The sequence below is a fragment of the Arcanobacterium haemolyticum DSM 20595 genome (assembly GCF_000092365.1).
Classification (GTDB): Bacteria; Actinomycetota; Actinomycetes; order Actinomycetales; family Actinomycetaceae; genus Arcanobacterium; species Arcanobacterium haemolyticum.
Window position 1 is genome coordinate 1,593,150 of sequence record NC_014218.1, and the last position, 13,586, is coordinate 1,606,735.

Here is a 13,586-nt window from a genome sequence, read left to right on the forward strand (position 1 = left end):
CAAAAGTACCAACGTGAGGGGTGTTTTCCCTAGTGCGAGCGCGTTAAAACGACGTTTGGCGGGCAACCTCACATCATTATGTTGATTCAGCCCACATTTCTTCATATTCCTGATAATCTTAACATCAAGACATTTTCGTGATATGACCGTGAAATTCGAGGGAGAACAGCCATGGTACAGATGATTTACACGTATACAGACGAAGCACCGATGCTCGCATCCGCGTCATTCCTCCCCATTGCTCAGGCGTTTGTGCGTACCGCAGGAATCGATCTTGTATCCCGCGATATTTCACTTTCCGGCCGTATCATCGCAGCGTTCTCCGATCTGCTCCCCACATCGCTTCGGCAACCTGACGCCTTAGCTGACCTAGGGAAACTCACGTTAGAACCGGACGCGAATATTATTAAGCTGCCAAACATTTCCGCATCGCTCCCCCAACTTCAAGCCGCGATTGCAGAGTTACAAAACCAAGGCTACCCGCTCCCCGATTACCCATTGAATCCGCACACTGAGGCAGAACGTGACGTTCGCGTCCGTTACGATTCAGTGAAAGGTTCCGCAGTAAATCCAGTACTTCGTGAGGGAAATTCGGATCGTCGGGCACCTCAAGCGGTAAAGAATTATGCCCGGACACATCCGCACACGATGGCGCCTTGGAGCCCTCAGTCACGTACGCGTGTTGCCACGATGCCCAGAGGCGATTTCAAACATAATGAAGTTTCTGCGGTGGCCGATCGTTCAACGAACGCACGTATTGTTTTTACAAGAACGGACGGTTCCACACAAGTCATTACTCCAGTTATCCCGTTAGGATCTGGGGATATAGTGGATGCTAGCACGATGGAAGCGCACGAATTGGATATGTTCTTATCCGGCGCGATCGCGGCCGCTAAGCGTGAGAATCTACTTTTTTCGTTGCATCTGAAGGCCACGATGATGAAAGTGTCCGATCCGGTTATTTTTGGGCATGCGATACGCGCATTTTTCCCGCGCACGTTCGCACGTTTCGGGCAAGATTTAGCCCGCTTGGGCGTGAGTGCCGATCACGGGCTGGGTTCGATTTTTGCGAAGATTGAGGGGGACGACGACGCAGCCGTTCGTTCCTCGTTCGCATCTGAGTTAGAATCCGGCCCACGGTTATCGATGGTCAATTCGGATCGGGGTATCACGAATCTTCATGTCCCATCTGATGTGATCGTCGATGCATCGATGCCAGCAATGATTCGCAATGGCGGCCGTCTATGGGGGCCAGATGGTGAAGATGACGATACGATCGCAGTGATCCCCGATTCGTCATACGCCGAAATTTACCAGGTAGTTATTGACGATTGCCGCCAGCATGGCGCATTCGATCCGGCAACACTAGGCAGTGTTCCAAACGTGGGGTTGATGGCTCAAAAGGCTGAAGAATACGGATCCCACGATAAAACGTTCATTGCGCCGTCTGCCGGCACAGTTCACATCCTGCTGGATGACGATACCGTGCTGTTGGAGCGCCCCGTAAACGCTGGCGATATTTTCCGCAGCTGCGTCACCCGCAAAGCCCCACTCGACAACTGGGTTGAGCTAGCTGTGGAACGCGCCAGATTATCGAAAACCCCCGTCGTGTTCTGGTTGGATCCAGAGCGAGCACACGATCGAGCTGTACGTGACGCGGCCCAACGTCGTCTTTCCAAACTTGATACCCATAACCTGGATATCAGTATCTTGCCGCCACGCGACGCAACTCTCTACACTTTGAAACGATTCCGTGCGGGACTCGATACGATCTCCGCCACCGGAAACGTCCTGCGTGACTACCTCACGGACCTCTTCCCCATTATGGAACTTGGCACATCCGCGAAAATGCTTTCCGTCGTGCCACTCATGGCAGGTGGCGGACTCTTTGAAACAGGAGCCGGAGGTTCTGCACCAAAACTCGTGGAACAACTCCTCAGCGAAAACCACTTAAGGTGGGATTCCCTAGGAGAATTCTTAGCCCTGGCTGAATCGCTACGCTTCGCCGGCAGAACCAGCAATAATCCGCAGGCAACCGTGTTAGCCAACACACTTGATACGGCAACCGAACACGTGCTTTCCAACGGACGTTCGCCTAAACGCAACGCAGGAGAACAAGACAATCGAGGCTCCCACATCTGGCTGGCCCTATATTGGGCACAAGCGCTACGCGATCAAACCGACGATCCAGAACTCTCAGCACGCTTTGCCGCTTTTGCCCAGGAACTGGAACACAACATCGGCTCGATCCAAGATGAACTCGTGGCGCTCCAGGGCACTCCCGTGGATCTGAAAGGCTACTATCATCCAGATCCAGTTTCTGTTCAGGCGATTATGTGCCCGTCTGCGTCATTCAACCACATACTTCACAATCTGTGAGACCGACCATATCGCAAGAAAAGAGGTAAGAACTAGCCAAAAGTGCTAACGTTTTCGTGAGTTTTATATGAAAAGTCAGAAAGAAGTGATCATGGCTCGTTTTGGCTACGCACGCATGGGATGTTTAGCAACTGCGTTACTGGCGCTTAACGGATGTTCAGATTGTGCGTCTACCACAGGTGAGGAAGCGTTAAAGAATGCCTCCACGCAGATCGCTCCCGCATGGGAAGGGTTGAAAGACGGCGCTGTAGAAAACTGGGATCTGAAAGCCGCAGATACGAGCACGTATGATTCATGTGCGCAACTTTCTTGGATCGTCATTCCAACAGGCAAGCCAGGTGAAGATTCTCCATACAACATTGCCTTGTTCCACAACGGAGTATTTAGTGGCACTGCCGAAGCACGCCCATACTTAGGCGAACCGAAGATCTCTCGCGTGTCCGATACAGAAATCCAGATCAAACGCACCTGGTACTTGGATGAAAAGCGCTCTCAGCCAAAGCCAGCTGTTGCCACGTACAAGTGGGACGATTCCACTTCGCGCACTGTGCGTACCGGCAGTCTCCCACCAAATGAGTTTGCTGCTGGCGGCCCGGTGCCAACGGCTGAATAACGGCTCATGGGGCTGTACCAAAAGGCCAGTTTTCTATCATCTGCCTAAGTCAAAGCGTTGACATCTCAACGTTTTACGTTCGGGAATGATGGTAGTTTCAGCCTTTTGATACAGCCCCAGGCAAAGATCCAGCGTTTCGATGCCGATTAGATGCCGATGCTCTTTTGAGCAGCGCTCAATGCTTCAACAGACGCATCGAAGCGGGCACGTTCTGCCTGATCCATTGGGAATTCGATCGGGCGTTCCACGCCGTTCGCACCCACGATGCATGGAACGGCCAACGCCACGTCATCCACACCGAAGGATCCGTGCAACACACTGGAAACTGGCAGGATCGCGCGCTGGTTGTTCAGCACTGCCTCAACAATGCGCGCACCCGCCACGCCGATCGCGTAGTTGGTTGCACCCTTGCCTTCGATGATCTTGTAGGCAGAGTGAATCACTTCTTGTTCGAGTTCGTGCAGAACGTCATCTGTAAACACCTTGTTGCCGGACGAATCGCGCCATTCACGCAACGAAACCTGACCGATCGTGGCAGAAGACCACAGGGCGAATTCGCTATCGCCGTGTTCGCCCACGATGAGCGAGTGGACGGAGCGTGGAGAAACGCCGATCTTGCGGCCAACCAGCCAGCGCAGACGCGACGAATCCAGCACCGTACCCGAACCGAACACGCGGCCTTCTGGCAAGCCAGAGAACTTCACGGCAGCAGCGGTGAGCACATCAACCGGGTTGGTAACCAGCACGAACACCGCGTTAGGCGATAGTGGAACCAGATCAGACATGAGGCTTTCGAGAATGTGTGCATTCTTTTCGGCCAGTTCTAGGCGGGTTTGCCCAGGGTTTTGCTTTGCGCCCGCGGTGATGAGCACGATGTCAGAATTCGCCGTCACGGTAATATCGGAGCCACCAATCAGTTCAGAACCTGCCATGAACTGGGTGCCGTGGGCGAGATCAAGAACCTCAGCATCCACCTTTGTTTTATTGATATCGAACAGTGCAACAACATTGGCAGAACCGCGCAACATTGCCGCATAAGCGAGAGCAGTACCAACTGATCCCGCACCAATCACGGACATTTTGGTTTTGAATTGTGTAGCCATGGTTCCATTATCCCGGTTTTCGCCCCGGATGTCTCGTGTCTTATGCAACAGTTTGTGACCGGTGGCACGCACCTAGAAGAAAGTGACACAATGAAAGCTGGATTGTTCATCGCAGCATGCCGCGCTGTCTGGAAGGAAAAGTTATGGATAGATCGCTTGCAACCGATATTGCCCGCAAATTGAGCAAGGCGCAGCACACGCGCGAACCGCTGCCGCGGATCTCCGAACAGCTTCCGCACGCCACGATCGATGACGCGTATGAAATCCAGGCCGCGTGGGTTGAGGAACAGTTGGATGCGGGACGTAAGATCGCAGGTCACAAGATTGGTTTGACAGCTCGCGCCGCGCAGGATTCGCGTGGGATTACGGAGCCTACGCACGGCACGATTTTCCGGGACATGATTTATGGCAATTCCACACTGATTGATTTTGATATGTTCCGTAATCCGCGGGTTGAGGTGGAGTTGGCGTTCGTGTTGAAGGAACGTCTGGAGGGCCCGCACTTGACTATGTATGACGTGTTGCGTGCTACCGAGTTCATTACGCCTGCGGTTGAGATTTTGTCGTCTCGTGTTGCGGGGCCTGGCCGTACCGTGGTGGATTCGATTGCGGATAATTCGTATTTTGGGGCGATGATTTTGGGCGGCCAGCCACTTCGCCCTGAGGACGTCGATATGCGGTGGGTTTCTGCTCTTTTGTACAAGAACGAAGTGATTGAGGAGACGGGCGTTGCGGCTGGGGTGTTGAATCACCCGGCGAATGGGGTTGCATGGTTGGCTAACACGTTGGCTCCGCGCGATCAGTATTTGGATGCGGGTGAGATTGTGCTTGCTGGTTCGTTTACGCGCGCGATGCCTGTTGAACGTGGTGACGTCATTTTGTGCGATTACGGCCGGATGGGCACTATTTCGGCACGTTTCGTGTGAGGAGTTGTGGGATGACGACGACGCAGCTGCAAGGTTTGACTCTGGCCGATCATACGATTCGTGTTCCATTGGTTCATGGGGATCCATCCGATGATCGTTCTATTGATGTGTTTGCGCGAATCGTTACCCGTGAGGGTGGCGAATCGTTGCCATTCTTGGTGTATCTCCAGGGCGGCCCGGGTTTTGAAGCGCCTCGCGTGGCGGCTAATCCGCCGGCGCCCGGCTGGTTGCCGGCGGCTCTGAAACGCTACCGTGTGATTATGCTGGATCAGCGTGGAACGGGACGTTCCACACCAGTCACCGAAGAATTGTTGGCGATGGGCGATGCTCACACGGTTGCGGAGTATTTAAGCCACTTCCGTGCTGATTCGATTGTTGAGGATGCGGAGGCGCTCCGTAAGCATTTAGGGGCTGGTCCTGAAGATTGGAATCTGCTTGGGCAGAGCTTCGGCGGTTTCACGTCCGCGTGCTATATCAGCACGCATCCTGATTCGGTAAACCGGGTGTTCTTCACGGGTGGTTTGCCGCCCGTTGTTGGCCATGTGGATGATTTCTATGCGGCTACGTTTAACAAGATGCGCTGGCTATCGGAAAACTACTATTCGCATTTTCCGCAGGATCGGGAACGGATGCGTGCCCTGGTTGAACAGGCTGCAGCCGGAAAGATTATTTTGCCTGATGGTGAGGTGGTCTCCCCGTCACGTATTCGTTCACTCGGCATGAACCTGGGCCGTAATGAAGGCTGGCAGGCGTTGCATCATCTGCTGGAATGGGATCCGCAATCGTTGCCATTGCGCCACGATCTTGCAGCTCAACTGCCGTTTGATGCTCGCAACCCGATCTACTTCTTGCTCCATGAAGCATGTGGCGCCAACGGATGCGTCACCGGATGGTCTGCTGGGCGGGTCATGCCAGAGGATTACCGTAATGACGTCACTCTCCTCACCGGCGAACACCTCTTTGACGAATGGTGTGATTCGATTCCAGCGTGGAAGCCGTGGGCAGATGTGTTGCGCATCTTGGCGAATTGGGAATGGCCACCGCTCTTCGATCCAGAAGTCCTTGCGGCTTCGGGCGTAAGCGGTGCGGCTACAATTTATCTGCGTGATGCCTACGTTCCATTTGAGATGTCAATGGCAACCGTGGATCTCATGCCAGGCGTTCGCCAGATCGTCACCAACACCAATGAACACAACGGGTTGCGTGCTGCTGGCGAAGAACTGCTCGATCACATGTTTGACTTGGCAGAAGGGCTACGTTACCGCTGATCCCTCTGCTTAGAGAAAAATGTCTATCCGTGCAGATGATCTAGCAGAGATAATGGAACCATGACTCAAAATATGTATCACAATGGCATGATCGTTGAATCTGTGTCAGAAGACGATCGCACCTGGGCTAAGATCGCGCACTTATCTGCGATCATCGCGATGTTCGTTTCCGCTTCATCGCTGTCCTTCATTGGGCCATTGATCGTGTGGGCGTTGAAGAAAGATTCAAGCCAGTTTGTTCGCAAGGCGGCAGCGGATTCATTCAACTTCAACATTGGCATGTGGCTGATGTCGATCCTCGGATGGATACTCACATTCACTTTGGTCTTGGCAGTTATTGGCATCCCACTGATCATCGCCAGCGTTGTCCTCACACTCTGGCACCATATCAAGGCTTTCTTGGCCGTGGATAAGGGCAGGTTACATTCCTACCCATTCCAGTTCAAGATCCTCAGCTAATCTCACGCCTGGTCATCAACGCCCAGATCACCTGGAACGATGCCAGAAATTCGGATACAGGAAGAAATTCGTGAACCGAATGGAAATTGAATCCACCCGTAAAAATATTCGGGGTTGGAATCCCTTGAGTTGATAAATAGGAACCGTCGGTCCCGCCTCGCATGACGAGCGGGACCGCTTCCCTACCCACCGAACGAATCGCCGCACGCAAATCATCGATCACCCAATGGTTACTAGAATCAAGCGAATCGGCGATGTTGCCATAGACGTCCGCGATCGTCGTCGTTATTACTGCCTTCGGATGCTGTTGCGAAACGTCGGCAACCGCAGATTCAATCTCAGCCTTCCGTTGCTCAAAACGCGCCTTATCGTGATCGCGAATACTCAACGTAACCGTGCAGCGCGCCTGGTTTCCCGTGATCCCCTGAACCCAAATATAGCCCTCGCGGCCCTCGGTACATTCGGGCGTCTGGCTACGATCGAAACGCGCGATAAGATCGTGCGCAACCAAAACAGGATTCACCAACACGCCTTTCGCAGACATCGGGTGAGCAGTCACGCCCTGAATCTCAACGATCGCCTGGCCCGCGTTAAACGTTTCGTACGCAATCGTGGATTCGCCTTCGCAATCAACCGTGTACGCCGCATCCACCTGGAACCGGCCCAAATCCAACGCTTTCGCGCCACGCAAACCGATCTCCTCGTCCGGCACAAACGCAACCGTAATCGCCGGGTGCGGATGTTCGTGAAGGTGAGCAAGAGCGGTCATGATGGACGCCAAAGCGGCCTTGTCATCGGCACTCAGCACCGACGTGCCGTCCGTACACACCACGTCATCACCCACGAAGTGGGATAACACCGGATACTGCGCGGAATCAAGCACGAAGCCATTACCTAAGGCGATCGGCTCCCCCGTAAACACACGAATCTGCGGGTGAATCTGTGGAGCCAGCCCAACATCAACCGTATCCAGATGAGCACAAAAACCAAGATGCGGGCCCGGAGCGGTGGCAGGGAAATGCGCCGTCAAGCACGCATACTCATCCAACACCACATCGCGAGCGCCCATCTGCTCTAGCTCGGCCTTGAGCAGTTTCGCCAACTCTCGCTGGCCTTCCGACGTGGGAACATGCGTTCGCGAGGCGTCCGATTGGCTAACGATCCCCACGTATCGCATGAAACGTTCAACAAGTTCTTCTTTAGCAAGAGTTAGATCCATGAGTTATGCCTTATCCTCGCGGTTGTGCTGCCCCAATATCCTCGCGGTTGTGCTGCCCCAATCTTATCGCGTACTTGACTCTTCATTCACACTGCTCGTATGATAAAAGCAATCTTAAGAGGTTGCAACTATTTTTAGGCAAGACTCAAGAGGCGCTTTCGCGTATCTCTTGGGTCTTTTTTGTTTTCCGGCAGATAAGACGATAGAAAAGGACAAGGATGTCTACAACAACAAGTGCGCGCAGCATCATCGATGCTGTTGGCGGCCCAGATAATATTCACTCCCTGAATCACTGCGCTACCCGTTTGCGTTTTGAGCTCGGCGATTCTTCTGTGGTTAAGGCAGAAGAACTCGAAAATATTCCAGGCGTTCTGGGTGTCATGCCTCAGTCTGGCGATCGCTACCAGGTGATCGTTGGCGGCGCTGTGGAATCCATGTTCAGCGCAATCATGGCAATGGACGAGATGAAGAAGCTCGGTGGCCACATGTCTGATGCTGACGTGAAGGCAGCTGCTCGTTCGAAGGCTCGCGGCAAGGTTGCCTGGCTCGATACCTTCTTCGAATACCTCTCTGATTCCTTCCGCCCAATCCTGGGCGTCCTTCTTGGCGCATCGCTCATCATCGCATTCGCTGCTGTGCTCGATGCGCTGGACATCGTCGATTTCCGTGCGGCAGATAAGGCCGCGTCGTGGGTGTTCGTGGATGCCATGTGGCACTCCGTATTCTACTTCCTGCCAATCATGGTGGCATACAATGCAGCAAAGAAGTTGCGCATTGATCCATGGCTGGGCGCCACCGTCATGGCTGCGTTCCTAACCCCAGAGTTCTTGAAGCTATCGAACCCAGAAGCGTTCTCCCAACTCCAGTGTGTGGAAAACGAAGCTATCCACAAGGCCTCCTGCTCGATCGACATCTTCGGTCTGACTATGCCATTGCCGGACTACTCATCCAACGTGTTCGTTCCGTTGATGATGGTTCCTCTCCTCGCACTCATCTACCACAACCTCAAGAAGATCATTCCAAGCAATGTTCAGATGGTGTTCGTTCCATTCATCTCCATGCTAGTGACCATCCCGCTCACTGCATTCCTCATTGGCCCACTCGGCATCTGGATCGGTAACGGCCTTGGTAACGGCCTGGCGTGGATGAACACAAACGCTCCATTCATCTTCGCTATCGCAATCCCGCTCATCTACCCATTCTTGGTTCCACTCGGTCTCCACTGGCCATTGAACGCAATGATGCTCGTGAACATCCAGACCCTCGGCTACGATTTTATTCAGGGCCCAATGGGTGCATGGAACTTCGCATGTTTCGGAACCACCGCTGGTGTTCTCTTCCTGTCCATCCGTGACAAGGATGTGGCAATGCGCCAAACAGCATCGGGCGCATTGGCTGCTGGCCTCTTCGGCGGTATTTCCGAACCGTCCCTCTACGGTATCCACCTGCGCTTCAAGATGATCTACTCGCGCTTGCTCGCCGGCTGTCTTGCAGGTGGCGTCACCATCGCCATCCTCAGCCTTCCATACGGTGGCGTGAAGACCGACGCTTTCGTCTTCACCTCGCTCCTCACCATCTCCGTGTTTGATCCAGCCTGGGTTTACATGATCGCTATCGCGGTTGCCTTCTTTACCTCCATGATCGCGGTCATCCTCCTCGATTACCGCCCACGCGAAGATCGCCCAGTCCGCAAGGGCACCCGAAAGGCCGCAGTTGCCACCCCAGTTGAACTCCCAGAAAATGCTGTTGGTGTGCCAATCGAAGGCCGTGTTGTTTCCCTCGACGAAACCGGTGATAAGGTTTTCGCTTCCCGCACCTTGGGTGAAGGCTTCGGTGTGATTCCAAGCGTTGCTGGTGTGTCCGACGTCGTCGCCCCAATCAGCGGAACTATCTCCAGTGTTACCAAGTCCGGTCACGCATACGGAATCAAATCGGAGAACGGAACAGAAGTTCTCGTCCACGTCGGAATCGATACCGTTAACTTGAAGGGCGATGGTTTCACACCAAAAGTTGCCAAGGGCGAACAAATTACTGCCGGTACCCCACTCGTCGCGGTAGACTTTGACAAAGTCACCGCCGCGGGATACGCAACCACAGTGATCGTTACTGTCACCAACACACGTAACTTCGCGGCTGTCACCCCGGTGTTAGCTGATCACGCAACAGTCCTAACGCCAGGTGTCACAACCGAACGTTAAGGAAGCGCATGAAGATTCTCCGAATCTTTAATAACAACGTCGTCTTGGCCCGTCAAGACTCTGGCCGTGAGGTCATCGTGACGGGCCGAGGCGTCGGTTTCAAAGCGAGCGCCGGACAACAGGTCAATCCTGACCTTGTTGTCCGGGTTTTCGTACCACTCGACGGCCGCGATCCGGACCACCTCGGAACCCTCATCGCGCAACTGCCAAACGACGTCCGTGACCACGTCTACAAAGCCATGGTCACGGCCGGTTTCAGCGAAGATAAACTCACCAGCCCAACACTCTTTATCGGGTTGTGCGACCACATCGATCTGGCTCTCCGCCGCGCACAAAACGGCGAAACCATGCACTATCCGCTCCAAGCAGAAGTGGAACACCTCTACCGGGGCGAATACGAACTCGCGAAACGGTTCTTGAGTAATTTGAACGAGCTTCTTCTGCGAGAAGGGCACGGAGCACTGCCCGAATACGAAAGCATCGCCATTGCGCTACACCTGGTCAATGCCGGGTTCTCTGGCGGCGATCTTTCACAAACCTATCTAATGACGGGGCTGATCCAGCAAGTGATCGACGTGATCGGGGCTGCGTTCGACGTGACTCTCGATCAAACCAGCGTGAATACCGCCCGCCTCATCACCCACATGCGGTACTTGTTCGTACGCATCATGCAACACAAGCAACTAGACGATCACGCCACCACAATCGGCGATGCTATCCGTTCTAGCCTGGTACCAGAATACGCATGTGCGGAGAAAATCGGGGATCTCGTGGCTCTGCGCCTGGGCGAAGAACTCAACTCGAACGAACTCGCCTATCTGGCGCTTCACATATCGCGCGTCACGAGCGCCTGAACGCGCTCTCGGGAATTGATTGAACGGCTCTGGCTGTTGTTGGAAAGGCTCGGCAGGTTTCCCTGCCGAGCCTCCAACGTTATAAGACGTTACTCTACATTAAGAACTTCACGTCAGGGTGAACCAGAGCCTCAACCGCTGCCCGAGCATCCTGTGCCGTTGGGGCATCAAGCGCATAGGCAGCCATCTGCTGGCATGCAGAGAGATCGTGGAGCTTGAGAGATGCACGCACAGCATCCACTTTCGAAGGAGCCATCGAAAGCGACTGCACGCCAAGGCCCGTGAGTACAAGCGCCAATAGCGGATCGCCGCCCGCCTCACCACACACGCCAACATACTTACCAGTAGCAGTACCGCCCTGGCATGCCATACGGATCATACGGAGCACGGCAGGCTGCCAGACGTTCAACAGTTCAGCCAATTCGCCTTGCATACGATCTGCCGCCATCGTGTACTGGGACAAATCATTCGTGCCGATCGATGCGAAATCAACAATCGACAGCAATGTGGACGCATTGATCGCCGCTGCTGGCACTTCGATCATGATACCCACAGATGGCAAGCCAACCGCACGGGCTTTATCCGCAAACCACTGTGCTTCTTCCATCGTGGCAATCATCGGAGCCATCACGCGCACATCCGCGCCAGTGGCCTGCTGAGCCGCCGCCAATGCCTGCAACTGAGTATCCATCAGCTCTTCACGAATCCGGGTAAGGCGAATACCACGGCGGCCAAGCGCCGGATTCTCTTCCCCACCCAAATCAGCAAACTTTAGCGGCTTATCCGCACCCGCATCCAGCGTACGCACCGTCACACGGCGCGTACCAAACGCCTCAAACACTTTCGTGTACACAGCAGTCTGTTCTTCCACACTCGGCGCAGTTTCCCGCCCAAGGAACAAGAACTCCGTACGGAACAAGCCCGAACCCTCAACATCGTATCCGGCCGCTCGCGCAGCATCGTCTGCCGTCCCAATATTCGCAAGCAGCGCGATCTTGTGCCCATCACGAGTCAAACCCGCACCGTGCGATCCAGCCAACGCGGCCTCGCGTCGCTTCGAACGCTCCGCAAGCAGTTCGACGTCGTCCTCCGTCGGCGCAATAATCACTTCGCCCACCCCGCCGTCGAGCGCAATCGAAACGCCATGCTTTTGCGCATCATCCGCGTATCCAACAATGTTACGCACGCGAACCGCCGCAGGAATACCAAGCTGAGCCGCCAGAATAGCCGTGTGGCTGGTTGGCCCACCTTCTTCCGTAATAATTCCGAGGGCAAGTTCCGGATTCAGTGTTGCTGTTTCAGCAGGCGCCAAATCCCGTGCCACAATCACCGACGGCTCCGTGAGCTCAGGAATGCCTGGCATCGGAAGACCACGAACAACCGCGATCGCACGGTCACGGACATCATAAAGATCCGTTGAACGTTCGGCCATGTACCCGCCAAGTTTCACGAACATATCCACATATTTTTGGATAGCGTCCGTGATCGCACGGGTAACACCTGATCCCTTTTTCAGTTCCTTGACGATCGCCTTTGCAAGCCCGCGATCCTTTGCCATTTTTGCGGTGGCATTGAGGATTTCTTGAGCCTTTTCGGGGGCGCGTTCTGCACGTTCGAGTAGCAGACGAGCCACCGTGTCTAGCGCATCAGTAACGGTTTGGGTGGCGACTTCGACGTCAGTGGTCTCAGCTTCATTCGGATCCATCGTTGGCGCCGGGGTAACAAGAGCAATAGCACCATGGGCGGTTCCTGCTGAGACGCCAATACCTAGGAGAACACGATGTGGAGCGGCCATGTACTCACGCGTCCAAATCAGTTTCGATCATCGCGGCGAGCTTATCGAGTGCTTCGGCGGCAGAGTCATCATCAGTAGAGATGGTGACTTCGTCGCCATGTTCTGCACCAAGTGACATGATGTCGAGCACTGACGCCGCATCCGCTTCTTCACCATCTAGGGTGAGGGTGAATTCGATGCCAGTTTCTTCTGCTGCTTCTGCAAGGAGTGCTGCTGGCCGAGCGTGAAGGCCTACGGACGATGCAACAGTTACGGTACGTGAGATCATGATTATCTTCCTTCCCCTTTGAAGGCGTGGGTAACGACTTCTATGGACTTATTCGTGTTTCTGAGTAAAGAATTCTGAGTAAACAAAAAGACCCGAGATTGCAGTGCAAATCTCAGGTCTTGCCTTTTCAGTAACAACCCTGTTCATGGAATGATTCCTCAACCATTCTATCTCAGACCCTTTGATTTTGCTAGGTTTGGTGTCTAGTTCCTAGAACTTGGCCATTTGCTACTTCTGGTCCGTTTGGGTGTGTGGTTGTGGGGGTGTGTTTGAGGGGCTGACCGGTGTGTTGGTTAGCCCCTCGATGGTGTGGTGACGGCGGTGTCCTACTCTCCCACACTCTCTCGGGTGCAGTACCATCGGCGCTGGTAGGCTTAGCTTCCGGGTTCGGGATGGGTCCGGGCGTTTCCCTACCGCTGTGACCACCGTCAAAACGGTTGGATGAATAGTTTCTGTGGTTGGTGTGGGGGTTGGGAGTTGTATAGTGGACGCGTGCGTGTTTGT

General features: G+C 54.2%; 11 protein-coding genes and 1 rRNA gene. 7 read left to right on the forward strand and 5 right to left on the reverse strand.

Annotated features, from left to right (window positions below; all coding sequences use genetic code 11):
- Positions 1–171 precede the first annotated feature (171 nt).
- Positions 172–2,379 carry an NADP-dependent isocitrate dehydrogenase gene (locus tag ARCH_RS07290; RefSeq protein ID WP_013170643.1) on the forward strand — a complete coding sequence of 736 codons (2,208 nt, stop codon included), beginning with the start codon at positions 172–174 and terminating at the stop codon, positions 2,377–2,379.
- 67 nt (positions 2,380–2,446) lie between these two features.
- Positions 2,447–2,992: an LppP/LprE family lipoprotein gene (locus ARCH_RS09430; RefSeq protein ID WP_013170644.1), complete on the forward strand. Its 546-nt coding sequence runs from the start codon at positions 2,447–2,449 to the stop codon at positions 2,990–2,992.
- Between the two features lie 146 nt (positions 2,993–3,138).
- On the opposite strand, the gene ARCH_RS07300 is transcribed toward ARCH_RS09430, so the two are convergent.
- Positions 3,139–4,095, reverse strand: coding sequence for an L-lactate dehydrogenase (locus ARCH_RS07300; protein ID WP_013170645.1), 957 nt, complete (start codon positions 4,093–4,095; stop codon positions 3,139–3,141).
- Positions 4,096–4,238: 143 nt separating this feature from the next.
- Here ARCH_RS07300 and ARCH_RS07305 point away from each other — a divergent pair, with 143 nt between their 5' ends.
- From ARCH_RS07305 to ARCH_RS07315, 3 genes are read left to right on the forward strand one after another with little or no spacing between them, the layout of a single operon-like run.
- Positions 4,239–5,021 (forward strand): FAA hydrolase family protein, encoded by a 783-nt coding sequence (locus ARCH_RS07305; protein ID WP_013170646.1) that lies wholly within the window; start codon positions 4,239–4,241, stop codon positions 5,019–5,021.
- An 11-nt stretch (positions 5,022–5,032) separates the two neighbouring features.
- Positions 5,033–6,289: an alpha/beta fold hydrolase gene (locus tag ARCH_RS07310; protein WP_013170647.1), complete on the forward strand. Its 1,257-nt coding sequence runs from the start codon at positions 5,033–5,035 to the stop codon at positions 6,287–6,289.
- Between the two features lie 60 nt (positions 6,290–6,349).
- Positions 6,350–6,748, forward strand: coding sequence for a DUF4870 domain-containing protein (locus ARCH_RS07315; RefSeq protein WP_013170648.1), 399 nt, complete (start codon positions 6,350–6,352; stop codon positions 6,746–6,748).
- Here ARCH_RS07315 and pepT read toward each other — a convergent pair.
- Positions 6,741–7,967 carry a peptidase T gene (gene pepT, locus ARCH_RS07320; protein WP_013170649.1) on the reverse strand — a complete coding sequence of 409 codons (1,227 nt, stop codon included), beginning with the start codon at positions 7,965–7,967 and terminating at the stop codon, positions 6,741–6,743. The two genes, ARCH_RS07315 and pepT, sit on opposite strands and share 8 nt — an antisense overlap.
- Before the next feature lie 218 nt (positions 7,968–8,185).
- Here pepT and ARCH_RS07325 point away from each other — a divergent pair, with 218 nt between their 5' ends.
- Both ARCH_RS07325 and ARCH_RS07330 read left to right on the forward strand, forming a co-directional pair.
- Positions 8,186–10,165, forward strand: coding sequence for a glucose PTS transporter subunit IIA (locus tag ARCH_RS07325; RefSeq protein ID WP_013170650.1), 1,980 nt, complete (start codon positions 8,186–8,188; stop codon positions 10,163–10,165).
- 8 nt (positions 10,166–10,173) lie between these two features.
- Positions 10,174–11,019: a PRD domain-containing protein gene (locus tag ARCH_RS07330; protein WP_013170651.1), complete on the forward strand. Its 846-nt coding sequence runs from the start codon at positions 10,174–10,176 to the stop codon at positions 11,017–11,019.
- 94 nt (positions 11,020–11,113) lie between these two features.
- Here the strand turns inward: ARCH_RS07330 and ptsP are convergent, their stop codons facing one another.
- The 3 genes from ptsP to rrf all read right to left on the reverse strand — a co-directional run bounded on the left by ptsP (position 11,114) and on the right by rrf (position 13,512).
- Positions 11,114–12,814: a phosphoenolpyruvate--protein phosphotransferase gene (ptsP, locus tag ARCH_RS07335; RefSeq protein WP_013170652.1), complete on the reverse strand. Its 1,701-nt coding sequence runs from the start codon at positions 12,812–12,814 to the stop codon at positions 11,114–11,116.
- A 4-nt stretch (positions 12,815–12,818) separates the two neighbouring features.
- Positions 12,819–13,082 (reverse strand): HPr family phosphocarrier protein, encoded by a 264-nt coding sequence (locus ARCH_RS07340; protein ID WP_013170653.1) that lies wholly within the window; start codon positions 13,080–13,082, stop codon positions 12,819–12,821.
- 313 nt (positions 13,083–13,395) lie between these two features.
- Positions 13,396–13,512, reverse strand: a 5S ribosomal RNA gene (gene rrf, locus ARCH_RS07345).
- Positions 13,513–13,586: the final 74 nt, after the last annotated feature.

Excerpts from the sequence above, each read along its gene's own strand:
- ARCH_RS07290 (WP_013170643.1), top strand. The coding sequence starts at position 172 with ATGGTACAGATGATTTACACGTATACAGACGAAGCACCGATGCTCGCA.
- ARCH_RS09430 (WP_013170644.1), top strand. The coding sequence starts at position 2,447 with ATGAAAAGTCAGAAAGAAGTGATCATGGCTCGTTTTGGCTACGCACGC.
- ARCH_RS07300 (WP_013170645.1), bottom strand. The coding sequence starts at position 4,095 with ATGGCTACACAATTCAAAACCAAAATGTCCGTGATTGGTGCGGGATCA.
- ARCH_RS07305 (WP_013170646.1), top strand. The coding sequence starts at position 4,239 with ATGGATAGATCGCTTGCAACCGATATTGCCCGCAAATTGAGCAAGGCG.
- ARCH_RS07310 (WP_013170647.1), top strand. The coding sequence starts at position 5,033 with ATGACGACGACGCAGCTGCAAGGTTTGACTCTGGCCGATCATACGATT.
- ARCH_RS07315 (WP_013170648.1), top strand. The coding sequence starts at position 6,350 with ATGACTCAAAATATGTATCACAATGGCATGATCGTTGAATCTGTGTCA.
- pepT (WP_013170649.1), bottom strand. The coding sequence starts at position 7,967 with ATGGATCTAACTCTTGCTAAAGAAGAACTTGTTGAACGTTTCATGCGA.
- ARCH_RS07325 (WP_013170650.1), top strand. The coding sequence starts at position 8,186 with ATGTCTACAACAACAAGTGCGCGCAGCATCATCGATGCTGTTGGCGGC.
- ARCH_RS07330 (WP_013170651.1), top strand. The coding sequence starts at position 10,174 with ATGAAGATTCTCCGAATCTTTAATAACAACGTCGTCTTGGCCCGTCAA.
- ptsP (WP_013170652.1), bottom strand. The coding sequence starts at position 12,814 with ATGGCCGCTCCACATCGTGTTCTCCTAGGTATTGGCGTCTCAGCAGGA.
- ARCH_RS07340 (WP_013170653.1), bottom strand. The coding sequence starts at position 13,082 with ATGATCTCACGTACCGTAACTGTTGCATCGTCCGTAGGCCTTCACGCT.